This is a genomic window from Bacillus sp. cl95, assembly GCF_900115925.1.
Taxonomy (GTDB): domain Bacteria; phylum Bacillota; class Bacilli; order Bacillales; family Cytobacillaceae; genus Neobacillus_A.
In genome coordinates, this window is sequence record NZ_FOYF01000001.1 from 466,769 (window position 1) to 483,730 (window position 16,962).

Genomic DNA, 16,962 nt, shown 5'->3' on the forward strand with positions numbered 1-16,962 from the left:
GGGTCCTATTTTTATTGAAAACTACGCATTTATTTCTTGCCATTGACTTGGATTCTCTCTCCAGTTTAGCAAGCTACGCTGTTCGTCCTTGGTTAAGTTTCCTTTTTCCACAGCTGTTTCCACTAAACTTTGAAAATTCGTCAATGAATACGTTTCAATGTTTGCTTCTTCAAGCATTTTTTTCCCTTTTTCAAGTTCGTAGGTAAATATGGACACGGCTCCAAGTACATTTAAGCCTGCTTGTCTAAGAGCTTCCACCGCCGTGATTACACTGCCACCCGTTGAGATAAGATCTTCGATAATGACAACCTTTTGATCCTTTTCAACTTTTCCTTCTATTTGATTTCCTTTTCCATGCCCTTTAGCCGAGGAACGCACATAGCACATCGGCATCTCGAGCAATTCACTTACCCATGCAGCATGAGGAATTCCGGCAGTTGCAGTTCCAGCAACGATTTCCACTTCTGGAAAGTGTTTAAGGATTAGGGTTTTCAAGCCTTCTGCTACCTCTTTTCGGACATGCGGATACGACATGGTTAAGCGGTTATCACAGTATATCGGTGACTTCATGCCTGAAGTCCATAAAAATGGATTATTTGGTCTTAATGCTACGGCGCCGATTTCTATTAGTTGTTCCGCAATTTTGTGTTTCATATCTCTCATCCTCTCCATTCCTGCTGAAAGATTTCATATGCTCTTAGTGGGTCGGTGCTTCTCGTAATGGGTCGTCCTACGACAATCGCTGAAACCCCTGCTTCTCTAGCAAAACACGGTGATGCAACGCGTACTTGATCTTGAACCGAACTGTCCGATAAGCGAATGCCTGGGACAACGGTCAGGAATTCCTCTCCAAAGCTTGAACGTAAGTCTGCTACTTCATGTGCTGAACAAACAACACCATCAACCCCTGCCTCTTTAGACAATGTTGCGTAGTGCATCACCGACTGACTCAAGGTAACAGGTATAAGTTGTTCTGCTTTCATCTGACTTTCTGAAGTGCTCGTCAGTTGCGTCACGGCTATGCATTTCGGTCTTTCTTTTCCTGCAAGTGTTCCGGCATCAAGACCGTCAATAGCGGCCTTCATCATGTCAATCCCACCTGCTGCATGAACATTTACAAGATCGCAGCCAAGCTTTGCGAGCCTCGACATCGCTCTGTTGACAGTGTTCGGGATATCATGAAGCTTCAAATCGAGGAAAATTGAATGTCCTTGATGTTTTAACAACTTAATGATTTCAGGACCTTCCTCGTAAAACAATTCCATTCCTACTTTCAAAAAGAGTTCTTCATTTTTAAATGTGTGCAAAAAAGTCTTTGTCTCATCCATATTCGAAAAATCAAGCGCGATGATAAGCGGTCTTTCCATGCTTCCAACTCACTCCTTTGCATTCCTCAATGTGAGCGTAACCTCGTTTAGTAAGCAGCTCAGGTAATTCTTTAATGATGGAAGGACATACGAATGGATCTATAAAGTTAGCTGTCCCTACTGCTACCGCACTAGCGCCAGCCATGAAATATTCTAAAACATCCTCCGCAGATTCCACTCCACCCATTCCGATAATCGGCAAATCAGTCCGCTGACTAACCTCATAAATCATTCTAATCGAAACCGGTTTGATTGCCGGTCCGGACAAACCACCTGTGCCATTTGCTAAAATCGGCCTACCTGTTTTTGTATCAATACGCATCCCAACTAATGTATTAATCATCGTCAGTCCATCCGCGCCGCCATCTTCAACTGCCAACGCCATGTCTACGATGTTCGTTACGTTCGGTGATAGTTTCACATAAACAGGTACCTCTGAAACTTCTTTCACTTTACGAGTTAGTTGTTTTGCTACCTCTGGAATCGTTCCAAATGCAATACCACCCGTTTTTACATTTGGGCAAGAAATATTCAGTTCCAGCGCTCTTACATTTTGCGCTTTCGAGATTTCACGTGCGACTTCTACATACTCTTCTTCATGCGAACCTGCTACATTGGCTATAATGGGTACATCATAATTTTCTAACCACTTTAGTTCATCTGAGATGACTTTCTTCAAACCAGGATTTTGTAATCCAATCGCATTCAGCATACCGGCAGAAGTTTCGGCCACCCTTGGAGTAGCATTGCCAAATCGAGGTTCGGCTGTTGTCGCCTTAATCATGATTGCACCTAGTACACTGAGGTCGTAAAATTCACTGTATTCCCGACCAAATCCGAAGCATCCCGAGGCTGGCATGATTGGATTCTTAAGATTTAAACCTGGCAAGTTTACGTTTAACATACTCATATCAGCACCTCCCCAGCTCTAAACACAGGACCATCACTACAAACCTTCCGATAGGCATGCCCGCTCGGATCATCTTGAAGCGGGCAGACGCATGCAAAACACGCTCCAATTCCGCATCCCATTCTTTCTTCTAGAGACAAATAGACTTTCTTATTTTTATGAGACTGTTCAAGAGCTTTTAACATTGGGGTCGGTCCGCATGCATACATAACGTCAAAATCAATATTTTCCTGATTGATTACATCCGTTACATAGCCTTTATAAGCATAAGAACCGTCTACGGTTGCCACGAAAGTCTCTCCTAAGCTCACAAACTCTTTTTCGTAAAAAACAGAAGTTTCCGTTTGAAAGCCTAACACATGAATGACGTTAACCCCTCTTTCACGCAAAGCCTTGGAAAGTTCGTAGAGAGGCGGAACACCTATTCCGCCACCAACAAGTAATGCTGTCTGCCCTTTTTTAACTTCAAAGATAGGGAATCCATTTCCTAATGGTCCAAGAATATCAATTCTTGATCCTGCTTCTTTCTCTGATAAGCTTGTAGTTCCCCGCCCCTCTTTTCGATAAATCATCGTAAATGTTTTGGCTTCGCGGTCCACTGCTGCAATGCTGATTGGTCTTCTTAACAAAGGGTCCATCCCTTCGCCTACTTTTATATGAACAAATTGCCCAGGAGCAACGATTTCACTTGTAAGTTCCGCTTCCACAATCAATTCGTAAATAGAGTCGGCTATTTTTCGTTGACTTAAGATTCTTCCCAGTTCCTTCTTTTTCAAGAATAAACCGCCTCCTTCGTTTGATTGCTTCCCATCGCTTCTGCTGAAAATGTCATCGACTCAACCACTTTCAGAATGGCATCAGCTGTATCGAGTGAAGTAAGACAAGGTACACCATTTTCGACTGCTTCTCGTCTGATTCTAAATCCATCACTTTCTTGTTGCTTACCTCTTGTCAGAGTGTTGATGATAAACTGGGCTTCCCCATTTAAGATGACATCGAGAATAGTCGCTCCTTCACTGCCAATCTTAGCGACCTCAGTCACTTCAATTCCTGATTCTTTCAAATAGGCTGCCGTACCACTAGTCGCCATAAGTTTGTAGCCATTCGCGGCAAATCGTTTGGCTATTTTGCTCGCTTCTTCTTTATCTTTATCGGCAACTGTCAAAAGAACCGTTCCGAACTCTTGAATTTTCATTCCTGATGCAATCAATCCTTTGTAAAGTGCCTTTTCGAGAGTGAGGTCCTTTCCCATCACTTCTCCAGTCGACTTCATTTCAGGTCCTAAAGTAATGTCTACACTTCGTAACTTTGCAAAAGAAAACACCGGAACTTTTACATAAACACCCATTTTCTCAGGTACCAGTCCCTCTGTATAGCCGAGTTCTTTAAGAGTCTTACCAAGAATAACTTTTGTCGCAATCTTTGCCATTGGGACATTCGTAATCTTGCTTAAAAATGGAACCGTTCTGCTTGAACGTGGATTAACTTCAAGGACGAACACTTTTCCTTCTGAAACTACAAACTGTATGTTAAGAAGCCCAATGATTTTCAATCCCTTTGCCAATCTTGTTGTATAGTCGATTAATGTATTCTTCACATCTTCTGTCAAGCTTTGTGGCGGATAAACTGCAATGGAGTCACCAGAGTGAACGCCTGCTCTTTCGATGTGTTCCATTATGCCAGGAATAAGGACCGTTTCTCCATCACAGATAGCATCAACTTCAATTTCTTTCCCCGTTAAGTAACGATCGACCAGAACAGGATGCTCAGGATTCACTTTTACTGCATTTGCCATGTATTGAAGCAATTCCTTACGTTCGTAAACGATTTCCATTGCCCTTCCACCTAGCACGTAAGATGGTCTTACTAATACTGGATAGCCAATTTCTTCAGCAATTTTTTCTGCTTCCTCAACCGAAAGTGCCGTTTTTCCTTGAGGCTGTGGAATACCCATTGTTTCAAGCGCAGATTCAAATTTATCCCGATTCTCTGCTCGGTCCAAATCCTCAACACTCGTTCCAAGAATACGAACTCCACGTTCTACTAAACTCTCTGCTAGGTTGATAGCCGTTTGTCCACCAAATTGCACGACTACACCTTCGGGTTGTTCCAGATCGATAATGTGCATCACATCCTCAATCGTTAAAGGTTCAAAATAGAGTTTGTCAGAAATACTAAAATCCGTTGAAACTGTTTCTGGGTTATTGTTGATGATGATAGCTTCGTATCCAGATTCTTTTATCGCTTTCACCGAGTGGACAGTCGCGTAGTCAAATTCAATTCCCTGACCGATGCGGATTGGTCCTGAACCAAGTACCACCACACTCTTCTTGCTCGTGACAATAGATTCATTCTCGTCCTCATAGGTACCATAAAAATATGGAGTGGAAGATTCAAATTCTGCTGCGCATGTATCAACCATTTTATACACAGGAATAATACCGATTTCCTTTCTCCAATCGTAAATTTCTTTCTCACTAACATTCCACAGCTCGGCTATCTTTTTATCCGAGAAGCCCATTTGTTTAGCTTCAGTCATTAACTGCCTATGGAAAGGATATTGACCAATCTCTGTTTCAAAACGGATGATTTTTCCCATCTTATACAGGAAGAAAAGATCGATGTTGCTCCATTTATGAAGTATATCTATTGAAATTCCCCTCTTAAGAGCCTCAGCCAGGTAGAATAATCTTTCATCACCCGCTTTACGAATTCTCTTTTCAAGGATCTCTTCTGACATTTTATGTCCGTTTTTCAATTCAAAGTGATGAACACCTGATTCGAGGGAACGGATTGCTTTTAAAAGAGATTCTTCAAACGTTCTTCCGATTGCCATGATTTCCCCTGTAGCCTTCATTTGCGTTCCGAGAATACGATTTCCGCTTTCGAACTTATCAAATGGCCATCTCGGAATTTTTGTCACGATGTAGTCTAATGCTGGTTCAAAGCTTGCATACGTTTTACCTGTCACAGGATTGAGCATTTCATCGAGTGTTAAACCAACAGCAATCTTGGCTGCCAATTTTGCAATCGGATATCCAGTAGCTTTGGAAGCCAGGGCAGAAGACCGGCTAACCCTTGGATTCACTTCAATGATGTAATAGTTGAAACTGTCAGGATCAAGAGCAAGTTGAACATTGCATCCGCCTTCAATCTTAAGTGCTCGGATGATTTTCAATGAAACATTGCGAAGCAGTTGATATTCACGGTCGCTAAGCGTTTGACTCGGTGCAACTACAATGGAATCACCGGTGTGAATGCCTACTGGATCAATGTTTTCCATGTTACATACCACGATGGCGTTATCGTTTGAATCCCGCATCACTTCATATTCAATTTCTTTAAAGCCTGCAATGCTCTTTTCTAGCAAACATTGTTGAACAGGGCTGCTTTTCAGGCCACCTGCTACGATTTCATTGAGTTCTTCATCATTATGGCAAATTCCGCCACCCGTTCCTCCCAATGTGTAAGCAGGACGTACAATGACAGGGTACCCTACTTTTTCTACAAAGCTTTTTGCCTCTTCAAGATGGTGAATGATTTCACTGTCTGGAACAGGTTCACCCAACTCATTCATTAATGATCGGAATAGCTCACGGTCTTCAGCTTGTTCAATGGCCGAAAGTTTGGTTCCAAGAATTTCAACACCACACTCTTCAAGGACACCTGATTTCGCTAGTTCAACTGCTAAATTCAATCCTGTTTGGCCACCTAAAGTAGCGAGGATAGAATCAGGTCTTTCCTTCCGAATAATCCGGCTGACAAATTCCAATGTGAGAGGTTCAATATAGACAACGTCTGCGATTTCTGTGTCTGTCATAATGGTTGCAGGGTTTGAATTCACAAGAATTACTTTGTAGCCTTCTTCCTTTAAAGCCACGCAAGCTTGCGTGCCAGCGTAGTCAAACTCTGCTGCCTGCCCGATCACAATCGGACCTGAACCTATAACGAGTACACTTTTTATATCATTGCGCTTTGCCATGCTGTTTCCCCCGTTTCTCGTAATCTACCATTTTCAAAAATTGATCAAATAAACCGTTTGCGTCTTCCGGACCCGGTGAAGCCTCTGGATGATATTGAACCGTAAAGGCCGGGAAGTCTTTATGTTTTAGTCCTTCAATCGTTTCATCGTTAAGTGCTATGTGCGTAACATCCAGTCTAGTACCTTCAAGAGAACCTTCTTCCACAGTGTAACCGTGATTCTGTGAAGTCAGTGCAACTTTGCCAGTAGCTAATTCCTTTACAGGATGATTGGAACCGCGATGGCCAAACTTCATTTTCACGGTATTGGCACCACAAGCTAGCGCGAACAGTTGATGACCAAGGCAAATCCCAAACAATGGGACTTGTCCTAGTATCTCCTCTATCATCTGAACCGCTTCTGGAACATCTTTTGGGTCCCCAGGTCCATTCGATAACATGACTCCATCAGGACGGAGCTGCAGGATATCAGCAGCAGGCGTATCATAAGAAACCACAATGACGTCACAATCGCGCTTATTGAGTTCCCTCAAGATTCCGTGCTTCATTCCAAAGTCGACAAGGACAATGCGGTGACCGCGTCCAGGGCTTGGATATGGTGATTTGGTTGATACTTGCTTCACCTGATTCACAGGAAGATTTGTAGTTTTCAAGCTTGCTATCACCTGTTCAGCATCTTCTTCTGATGAGACGATTGCTCCTTTGAGTGCTCCATGCTGTCGGATAATTCTTGTCAATTTACGTGTATCAATCCCACTGATTCCGGGAATATCTTTTAGTTTTAAATATTCGTCAAGAGAAAATTCGCTGCGCCAGTTAGATGGGAAATCCGCTGCTTCCTTTACAACCATTGCATTCACAGCAGGTATGATGGATTCAAAATCATCCCGATTGATGCCATAGTTTCCAATCAGTGGATAGGTAAATGTAACGATTTGACCACAATAGGATGGATCAGAGAGAATTTCCTGATACCCTGTCATTCCTGTATTAAAAACCACTTCGCCAATAGAGTTGCGTTCACTTCCGAATCCTTTGCCAATCAGGATTGTTCCATCTTCTAAGATAAGCTGTTTGTTCATCTGATAGCACTTCCTTCATAAGAGATGATTTTCCCATTAAACATTGTCATCAATGGCCAACCCTTGCACTCCCAACCGTTAAATGGAGTATTTCTTCCTTTTGATAAAAACTTAGAAGAATCGATGATGTTGGATTGTACGATATCTAAGAATACAAGATCTGCAGGTGCACCTTTATCTATTACTCCATACGGAAGGCTGAACGTTTTTGCAGGATAATAGCTCATTAATCTTATTAACTGCTCTAATGACAATATCCCCTTTTCGACTAAATGTGTGAAAAGAAGCGGAAAGGCGGTTTCAAGTCCGACGATTCCAAAAGGTGCAAGCTCCATCCCCTCCTCCTTTTCAGCAGTTGTGTGCGGAGCATGATCGGTAGCGATAAAGTCTATTGTCCCATCAAGTAAACCTTGAATTAGAGCCTCTCTATCTTCTTTCCCGCGTAGTGGTGGATTCATCTTATAATTCGCATCGAGCCCAGGTATATCTTCCTCGCTCAGCAACAGATGGTGCGGCGTGACTTCCGCTGTCACTTTTATTCCTGCTCGCTTTGCGTCTCTTACGACCCTCACTGATTCTTTCGTACTGATATGGCAAACATGGTAATGACATCCGGTTGCTTCAGCAAGAAGCACATCCCGCGCTATTTGGACGGATTCGCAAACGGAAGGAATTCCTTTCAACCCATTTTCTTTTGAAAATTCACCTTCGTGAACACATCCATGATTGATTAAAGTATCTTCCTCACAGTGAGCTACAATAGGCATCCCTATTCCAGCTGCTTTTTTCATTGCTTTAAGCATCATGGAGGCTGATTGAACCCCAACACCATCGTCTGTAAAAGCAAACGCTCCTGAGTTCTTTAGTTCATCAAAATCGGTCAACTCTTCACCCAACTGTCTAGTCGTAATGGATGCGTAAGGTAGCACTCTTACATTGGCTGTCGCTTTGATGCGGCTTTGAAGCCAATCCAATTGTTCCTTTGTATCAGGAACTGGGCGTGTGTTCGGCATGGCTGCAATGGTGGTGAAACCACCTTTGGCAGCGGCAAGAGTTCCAGTTAAGATTGTTTCTTTTTTTTCACCACCCGGTTCACGAAGATGAACATGCAGGTCAACGAATCCCGGTGCAATCAAAAGATTTTTCGCATCGATCGTTTCTTGTACTTCTTCGTACACTCTTTCCGCAAGCTCTGCAATTTTCCCATCCTCAACTAATATTTCACCGTTTTGCCATTCACCTGTTTTAGTAAGCCATTTCGCATTTTTGATCAGAGTTTTCATCATTACACCCTCCTTTTGATTGTTCAAGACACCATTTTAATGCTGCCATCCTCACATATACGCCATTTTCCATTTGTTTAAAAATCCTTGATCTTGAACATTCAACTAATTCATCTGCTAATTCCACTCCACGATTAACTGGCGCAGGATGCATGATGATACTTTTCGGCTTCATTCGTTTTTCACGTTCTATAGTCAAACCATACAGAAGATGATAATCTGAAGCACTCATGCCCATTCTCCTGTCATGACGTTCATGTTGAATTCTAAGCAGCATCATTACATCAGAATTCTCAATGGCATCATCCATATCCACAATGGGATACTGCGTCATAAGTTCTTGATTGAACCATGCTTCAGGTCCGGAAAATTGCACTAACGCTCCGAGCCTGGTAAGTGCTTCGGCATTCGATCTCGCTACCCTGCTGTGTAGTACGTCTCCAACAATCGTCACTTTCAGACCTTCAAAACTTCCAAATTCTTGCCTTATAGTCAAAAGGTCCAGGAGCGATTGGGTTGGATGATGACCACAACCATCGCCTCCATTTAAGATTGGGATGTTAATTTTCCCAGTCAGTTCTTCGAAGTACCTTTCTTGTTCGTGCCTGATGACTACGGCATTGACACCAATTGCTTCGAGGGTCCGAACCGTATCATATAAGCTTTCTCCTTTTTGGATGCTTGACGCTTCGGCTTCGAAAGGTATTACATGGAATCCCAATTTTCTTTCCGCCATTTCAAAACTGCACTTTGTTCTTGTGCTAGGTTCAAAGAAAAGATTGGCTGCAAACATTTGCTCTTTGGCTTTCCACTCATTCCCGTCTGCAAAGTCCTGTGCATCCTTAAGCAGTGTATGTATGTCTTCTATCGTTAATTCAGCAGTAGTTAGTAGGTTCTTCATGGATCCGCCTCCTTTTTTTAAAAAAACACCCTGATCTGTGGTTCATTGATCAGGGTGTTGGTCGTTTCGTGTCTGTCTTAATAGATGAATGGTTTGTACTCATCTTTTGACAGCTCAACACCCTTCCAAGCCTCACGGGACTTTATTAAAAGGTTTACGCTACGTTCTTATTTTCTTTTTCTATTTCAAACATATCTTCAGAAGCATTTTCTCTTCCAGGTAAGATAAGGTTCAAGACTACACCACAGATTGCTGCAAGTGCCATTCCTTGAATTTCGAATTGCTCTGATACTTTTATGAACGCTCCACCGATACCGATGACTAGAATCACGGATGAAATGACAAGGTTTCGTTTGTCTCCCATATCGATTTTGCTATCGATTAACATCCTTAATCCTGATGATGCAATGATTCCGAACAGCAGGATGGACACGCCACCCATTACCGGAGTTGGGATTGTGCTGATAAGCGCAGTTATTTTTCCAATGAATCCGAAAATCGTTGCTATTACAGCTGCACCTGCTAAAATATACACGCTATAAACTCGAGTTATTGCTAATACTCCTATATTTTCTCCATAAGTGGTTTTCGGAGGTCCACCAATGAAAGCTGAAATCATCGTCGCCATCCCATCACCGAGAATTGAGCGGTGTAATCCTGGCTCTTTAATATAGTCTCTGCCGACTACCTTGCTAAGAACAAGCTGGTGCCCGATATGTTCAGATAATGTTACGATTGCGACAGGTACCATCAGTAGCATAAGTTCCAAAGTGAATTTGACTTTGTAATGTACAAACGGAATGATGAATTTTGGCATTTCAAACCATGCGGCTTCTTTTACTGGAGTGAAATCGACGACTCCAACTAGTAAGGCGTAGATGTATCCTACGACTATCCCGGCTAGGATTGGCACCATGTTTAGCATGCCTTTTACATAAACTGAACAGATAATTGTGGCTGCTAGTGTGACAAATGCAACTGAGAAATGCAACAGACTGTACTCTCCCGCTGGATTGTTCATGGCCATATTAACAGCAGTTCCTGCTAAAGCTAGACCGATTACGATAATGACCGGACCTACCACAACCGGAGGAAGCAGATTCATAATCCATCTGTAGCCCGCTTTTTTGATAATCAGAGCGACAATTCCGTAAACCAAGCCTGCCATGAAACTTCCAATCATTGCAGCTCCTGGGCCACCGCCAGCTTTAGCGGCTATGATAGGCGCTATGAAAGCGAATGAGGATCCGAGATATGCAGGTACTTGCCATTTTGTAATCATAAGGAAAGCCAACGTTCCAAGACCGCTTGAAATTAACGCTATCGCAGGGCTTAGCCCCACTAAGTATGGCACCAAGATTGTGGCTCCGAACATGGCGAATAAGTGCTGTAAACTTAAAGTGATCCACTGTATCGGATTAGGTACGTCTTTTACGTCTAATAATGGTTTGTTGTTATTCATCAGTTGTGCCTCCTATTTTTTAGGCTCTGTTATACACACCTGTTGATTTCCGTTCCAGGATGCTCGCTTTCCGCGGGGCGTGCGGTGAGCCTCCTCGGCGCAGTTGCGCCTGTGGGGTCTCACCTGTCCCGCTAATCCCGCAGGAGTCTCGCACCTTCCGCTCCAATCAACAAAATGTAGAAAATCAACACTTCACTCTAACACAGCCACTTTTTAAATAAAAAACCCTCTTCGGCTTGAGGGCACAAAGAGGGTATGAAGGCATAGTAAAGCCATGCCTAACTCTCCCTTTGTCAGCCTCTCTGGACTGCCATTAAAAGGGCTATTTAGTTTTCATATATGCTTACTTGATCACATTCGTCTTTTTCCATCAATTCAACGACTATTTTTTCAGAGCTTGAAGTTGGTATATTTTTTCCGACATAATCAGCCCTTATTGGTAGTTCACGGTGACCACGGTCGACTAGGACCGCTAATTGGATTGATGCTGGGCGGCCAATGTCCATAAGAGCGTCCATTCCGGCTCTTACCGTTCTTCCCGTATATAGTACATCATCAACGAGGATGACCTTTTGATTGGTGATATCAACTGGGATATCCGATCCTTTTACAAGCGGCTCTTGATCAGCCGTTTTTTTCGTAAGATCATCACGGTATAACGTAATGTCAAGTTCGCCCACTGGAATTGGGTTTCCTTCGATTGCTTCAATTCTTTCAGCAAGTCTTTTAGCAATATAGATACCTCTTGTCTTAATCCCTACGAGGATACTTTCTTGAACACCTTTATTCTTTTCAATGATTTCATGGGCAATCCGAGTTAAGGCTCGGCGCACTGCTTGATCATCGAGTACAACTGCTTTTTGTGTCATTAATCATTCACATCCTCTAAAAATATAAAAGCCTCTCACCGATTTTGGCGAGAGGCAAACGAATTTTGCACAAATTATAGATGCATCTTGCATCCATTTATCCGTTTCCTTCTCAGCCTCACGGGACTGTATTAAAGGAGCTATTCAACTAAAATCATCTTACATGGACTTGTCGAACATGTCAATCATTATTTCTTAATTCATCAAGAAGTGTCGTGAAGCTTTCTGGAAGTGGTGCTTCGAATTCCATGTATTCCTGCGTTCTTGGATGGATGAACCCAAGTACTCCAGCATGCAACGCTTGTCCACCAAGGTCCAGAGTTTTCTTTGGTCCGTATTTCGGATCTCCAGCCAATGGATATCCAATATATTTCATGTGGACTCTGATTTGATGAGTTCTTCCCGTTTCAAGCTGACATTCCACAAGCGTGAAGTTCTTGAATTTTTCAAGCACTTGAAAGTGAGTAACGGCATGCTTTCCATTATCAACAATGGTCATGCTTTGACGGTCTCTTGTATCCCTGCCGATAGGAGCATCGATCGTCCCATGATCATGCTGAATTACCCCGTGAACAACTGCCTTATATTTTCGTGTTACTGTCTTAGCAACCAATTGATTAACTAAGTTTTCGTGCGCCATATCATTTTTGGCAACCATCAATAGGCCTGAGGTATCCTTATCAATTCGGTGAACGATGCCTGGACGCATTACACCATTAATACCTGATAAATCCTTACAATGGGCCATCAAGCCGTTTACCAATGTTCCAGTCAAATGACCTGGCGCAGGATGGACGACCATGCCCTTAGGTTTATTTACGACGAGCACATCTTGATCTTCAAAAAATATCTCCAAATCCATTTCTTCTGGTAGAACATCGTATTCTTCCGGTTCTGGAATAGATATTTCCAAATCGTCATTGATGCTGCATTTATAATTTGTTTTTACCGACTGACCATTTACAAGTACGTTTCCATCCTTAATCCACTGTTGGACCTGTGTTCTTGACCAATCAGCATTCAATGTAGAAACGACCTTGTCAATCCTGTCACCCTTTTGTTCCTCAAGAACTTTGTGATTCATTTTCTCCATGTGCTTTCTCCCTCGCTTCTCTCTCTTCTCGTAGCATTTGCAACATTAATAGTGCTACCCCGATGACTAACGCTGAATCAGCGATATTGAAAACCGGAAAATCATAGCCAAAAATAAACGTTTGAACAAAGTCCACTACTTCTTTTCTATACACTCGGTCGATAAAATTACCGATCGCTCCACCAAGCATAAGTCCAAGAGAAATTCCAAATAGTTTTTTACCTTTTACTGCTGTTTGAATGTAATAAATAAGTCCAATAATGACCACAACCGTGATCACATAAAAGAACCACATTTGTCCTTGTAAGATTCCCCAGGCAGCTCCCTGGTTCCGATGAGAGGTAATATAAAAGACGTCTTCAATCACTTTAATGCTTTCACCTAATTGCAAACGCTGAACTATCAGCCATTTTGTCACTTGATCCAATAAAATCACAAACAATGCTAATATGTAATAAAACACTAAAGAAACCCCCATAACTCATCATTGACTTCTTTTAGCATTTTAGCATACCGGCCACCGTTTGGACAATCTTACATTCTTAGAAGTCGCTCAAAGGCTTGCGGCAAAAAGCCTCAATATTAGATACGTCCTGTTGAGATTTTAAGGTGGGAACGATTCGGAGTATGAAGTCAGGCAAAATTTCACCAGATATTTCACATTTACCGTATGTCCCGCAATCTATTTTTTCCATTGTCGATTGTACATCCTTCAACTCTGCAATCAGAAGTTTACTGAACCATTCCTCAAGATCGTCTTTTCTAAGTTTATTCATGATTTCTTCTTCAGTTTCACGGAGTTCTTCATAAAGATGCTGACTGTAAGTTTTCATCGTTGCACCTCCGCCATTTTGTATCGTTATTTTCTCCTCATTTCTAATTTGAAGTCCTTAAAACATTTGACATGTACAGAAAACATTAGCGAAGGTGGAAATTTAAAGAAAAGTGATTGAGACTTGATTAGACTCGACAGACAGAAATAGTCAATAATGAGTCTAACGGCGGTTAAATCTTTTTAACGGCGCTTGTTTCCATTTAACGGCGGTTATGAACTTCTAACTTCTAACGAGTTTTCAACAATTCTCGACAAATCTAAGTCGATAAACAAATCCTAGGAGCAACCCATCGAGAATAAAACAAAACCCTCGCAAGATAGTTCCTGCGAGGGTTTTAAAGCAATTAAGCTAAGTGTGAATATTCTTTTTCTACTACTGTTGCACAGCGAGTACAAAGCGTTGGGTGTGCTGCTACCTCTCCGATTTCAGAAGTGACTGTCCAACAACGTTCACAAGTCTCGCCTTCAGCTTTAGAAACGAGGATTGCTGCAGTGTCAAGCTTAACAGCTTGTTCTGGTGCTTCCTCATAAGAACCTGCCACTTCAAATCCAGATACGATAAAGAGTTGTTTCAAGTTCTCATCAATTGAATCAAGCAATGACTTCGTTTCATCACTTACGTACAAAGTGATTTTGGCAGTAAGTGACTTACCGATTACTTTTTCATTACGTGCTTCTTCAAGTGCTTTTAAAACATCGTCACGAAGCTTCATGAACGCAGTCCACTTGTTTTCAAGCATTTCAGCATTTTCGAATTCCTGGTGCTTTGGCATATCTGTCAATTGCACGCTTGCTTCTTTAACGGAAGGGATAAAGCCCCAAACCTCATCTGATGTGTGAGATAAAATTGGAGCAACCAATTTTGTTAAAGCCATTAAGGACTCGAAAAGAACCGTTTGGATAGCGCGACGTTCTGCATTATCCTTCGCTTCGATATAAAGGACATCCTTGGAAAAATCAAGATAGAACGAACTTAAGTCAAGAGTACAGAAGTTGTTTACAGCATGGTAAATACCTGCAAATTCGTACTTCTCATATGATTCATTCACATTCTTGATGAGTTTGTTAAGTTTAACAAGCATGAATTGGTCCACTTCACGCAAGTTTTCATATGCTACTGCATCTGTTTCTGGATTAAAGTCAGCTAGATTTCCAAGTAAGAATCTGAAAGTATTTCGGATTTTACGGTATACCTCAGCGACTTGTTTTAAGATAGGATCTGATACACGTACATCTGATTGATAATCCACTGAAGCTACCCATAGACGAAGGATGTCGGCACCCAGTTGGTCCATAACCTTTGCTGGAACAACAACGTTTCCGATTGATTTACTCATTTTTCTTCCTTCTCCATCTAAAGCAAATCCATGACTTAAAACACCTTTATATGGAGCTTTTCCTGTCACAGCTACACCAGTGGAAAGTGATGAGTTAAACCAGCCGCGATATTGGTCAGAACCTTCTAGATAAAGATCAGCCGGACGTTGCAAGTCTTCACGTTCTTCAAGCACTGCCTGATGAGAAGAACCAGAATCAAACCAAACGTCCATGATATCTGTTTCTTTCGTGAATAGACCATTCGGGCTTCCTTCATGTGTAAATCCTTCTGGAAGCAAATCTTTCGCTTCACGCTCAAACCAAACACTTGATCCGTGTTCACGGAATAATGCTGATACGTGATCAATTGTTTCATCAGTGATGATTTCTTGGCCATTTTCAGCATAGAATACAGGGATTGGAACGCCCCATACACGTTGACGGGAAATACACCAGTCTCCACGGTCACGAACCATATTGAATAGACGTGTTTCACCCCATGCAGGCACCCATTTTGTTTCTTTGATTGCTTCTAATAAATCTTCACGGAAATCCTTGATTGAAGCAAACCATTGAGCAGTAGCACGGAAAATTACTGGCTTCTTTGTTCTCCAATCGTGTGGATATGAGTGAGTAATGAATGAAAGCTTCAATAACGCGCCATTCTCTTCCAACTTTTGAGTGATTGGCTTATTAGCCTCTTCATAAAATAAACCTTCGAAACCTTCAGCTTCACTCGTCATGTGTCCTTTATCATCAACTGGACATAGAACATCAAGCCCATACTTCTGTCCAACATGGAAATCGTCTTCACCGTGACCTGGTGCTGTGTGAACGCAACCTGTACCAGCATCAGTAGTTACGTGGTCCCCAAGCATCACTAAAGAATCACGGCCATATAAAGGATGCTCTGCTACAATATTTTCGAGCTCGCTTCCCTTAACTTTTGAAACTACTTCAGTAGCTTCCCAGCCAACTGCTGAAGAAACCGCTTCAAGAAGTGCTTCTGCCACAAGGTATTTTTTGTCGTTTGCAGCTACAACTACGTATGTTAAGTCAGGATGAACGGAAATTCCCAAGTTAGCTGGAATTGTCCATGGAGTAGTCGTCCAGATAACAATGTGTGTATCAGTATCTAAAACGTTTTTACCATCCTTTACTTTGAAACCTACATAGATAGATGGTGAACGCTTATCATTGTACTCAATTTCTGCTTCTGCAAGCGCGGATTCACTTGAAGGCGACCAGTAAACAGGTTTCTTACCTTTATAGATATAGCCTTTTTTCGCCATGTCTCCAAAGACCTTGATTTGTTGAGCTTCGTATTCAGGCTTTAATGTGATGTATGGATTTTCCCAATCACCACGGACTCCGAGACGCTTAAACTGCTCTCGTTGATTATCGATCTGTTCTAGTGCGTACTCTGCACAAAGCTTACGGAAATCGGCAACCGACATTTCTTTCCGTTTTACACCTTTATTTGTCAAAGCCTGCTCGATTGGCAAACCATGTGTATCCCAACCTGGTACGTATGGTGCATTGAATCCGCTCATCGATTTGAAACGGACAATAAAATCTTTCAAAACCTTATTTAATGCATGACCCATGTGGATATCACCATTCGCATATGGTGGTCCATCATGTAATACGTACATTGGACGATCCTTTGTACGTTCCTGCACCATGTTGTAAATATCCATCTCTTTCCATTCCCCCTGGATTTCAGGTTCTCTTTTAGGAAGATTCCCACGCATCGGAAATTCCGTTTGTGGCATCAATAACGTATCTTTGTACTCCATTTTTATTCCTCCATTTATTAAGCTGCAAGCGAATTATTTAAACACAAAAAAACCTTCTCATCC

14 protein-coding genes are annotated in these 16,962 nt (G+C 42.1%); all 14 read right to left on the minus strand.

Features of this window, described 5'->3' with window-relative positions:
• Positions 1-21: 21 nt before the first annotated feature.
• Positions 22-654 (minus strand): orotate phosphoribosyltransferase, encoded by a 633-nt coding sequence (gene pyrE, locus BMZ31_RS02320; RefSeq protein ID WP_090830665.1) that lies wholly within the window; start codon positions 652-654, stop codon positions 22-24.
• A gap of 5 nt (positions 655-659) precedes the next feature.
• The gene (gene pyrF / locus BMZ31_RS02325; protein ID WP_090830110.1) at positions 660-1,367 is read right to left on the minus strand and encodes an orotidine-5'-phosphate decarboxylase; all 708 of its coding nucleotides are present in this window, start codon (positions 1,365-1,367) and stop codon (positions 660-662) included.
• Positions 1,339-2,277, minus strand: a complete 939-nt coding sequence (locus tag BMZ31_RS02330) for a dihydroorotate dehydrogenase (RefSeq protein WP_090830111.1) — start codon at positions 2,275-2,277, stop codon at positions 1,339-1,341. Before BMZ31_RS02330 ends, pyrF begins: the two co-directional genes overlap by 29 nt.
• On the minus strand, positions 2,274-3,053 hold the full coding sequence (locus BMZ31_RS02335) for a dihydroorotate dehydrogenase electron transfer subunit (protein ID WP_090830112.1): 780 nt from the start codon (positions 3,051-3,053) through the stop codon (positions 2,274-2,276). Before BMZ31_RS02335 ends, BMZ31_RS02330 begins: the two co-directional genes overlap by 4 nt.
• A complete protein-coding gene (carB, locus tag BMZ31_RS02340; RefSeq protein WP_090830113.1) occupies positions 3,050-6,259 on the minus strand; it encodes a carbamoyl-phosphate synthase large subunit in 3,210 nt (1,069 codons plus the stop codon). The genes BMZ31_RS02335 and carB overlap by 4 nt, the downstream gene beginning before the upstream one ends.
• Positions 6,243-7,340, minus strand: a complete 1,098-nt coding sequence (locus BMZ31_RS02345; protein WP_090830114.1) for a carbamoyl phosphate synthase small subunit — start codon at positions 7,338-7,340, stop codon at positions 6,243-6,245. Before BMZ31_RS02345 ends, carB begins: the two co-directional genes overlap by 17 nt.
• On the minus strand, positions 7,337-8,623 hold the full coding sequence (locus tag BMZ31_RS02350; RefSeq protein ID WP_090830115.1) for a dihydroorotase: 1,287 nt from the start codon (positions 8,621-8,623) through the stop codon (positions 7,337-7,339). The genes BMZ31_RS02345 and BMZ31_RS02350 overlap by 4 nt, the downstream gene beginning before the upstream one ends.
• Positions 8,586-9,524, minus strand: coding sequence for an aspartate carbamoyltransferase catalytic subunit (locus tag BMZ31_RS02355; RefSeq protein ID WP_090830116.1), 939 nt, complete (start codon positions 9,522-9,524; stop codon positions 8,586-8,588). The genes BMZ31_RS02350 and BMZ31_RS02355 overlap by 38 nt, the downstream gene beginning before the upstream one ends.
• Positions 9,525-9,678: 154 nt before the next feature.
• A complete protein-coding gene (locus BMZ31_RS02360; RefSeq protein WP_090830117.1) occupies positions 9,679-10,986 on the minus strand; it encodes a solute carrier family 23 protein in 1,308 nt (435 codons plus the stop codon).
• Positions 10,987-11,312: 326 nt separating this feature from the next.
• Positions 11,313-11,855: a bifunctional pyr operon transcriptional regulator/uracil phosphoribosyltransferase PyrR gene (gene pyrR / locus BMZ31_RS02365; protein ID WP_090830118.1), complete on the minus strand. Its 543-nt coding sequence runs from the start codon at positions 11,853-11,855 to the stop codon at positions 11,313-11,315.
• 181 nt (positions 11,856-12,036) lie between these two features.
• Entirely contained in the window at positions 12,037-12,948 is a 912-nt protein-coding gene (locus tag BMZ31_RS02370) for an RluA family pseudouridine synthase (protein ID WP_090830119.1), read from the minus strand.
• Positions 12,920-13,411, minus strand: coding sequence for a signal peptidase II (lspA, locus tag BMZ31_RS02375; RefSeq protein WP_090830120.1), 492 nt, complete (start codon positions 13,409-13,411; stop codon positions 12,920-12,922). The genes BMZ31_RS02370 and lspA overlap by 29 nt, the downstream gene beginning before the upstream one ends.
• Before the next feature lie 79 nt (positions 13,412-13,490).
• Positions 13,491-13,781, minus strand: coding sequence for a hypothetical protein (locus tag BMZ31_RS02380; protein ID WP_090830121.1), 291 nt, complete (start codon positions 13,779-13,781; stop codon positions 13,491-13,493).
• A gap of 346 nt (positions 13,782-14,127) precedes the next feature.
• Positions 14,128-16,899, minus strand: a complete 2,772-nt coding sequence (gene ileS, locus BMZ31_RS02385; RefSeq protein WP_090830122.1) for an isoleucine--tRNA ligase — start codon at positions 16,897-16,899, stop codon at positions 14,128-14,130.
• Positions 16,900-16,962 lie beyond the last annotated feature (63 nt).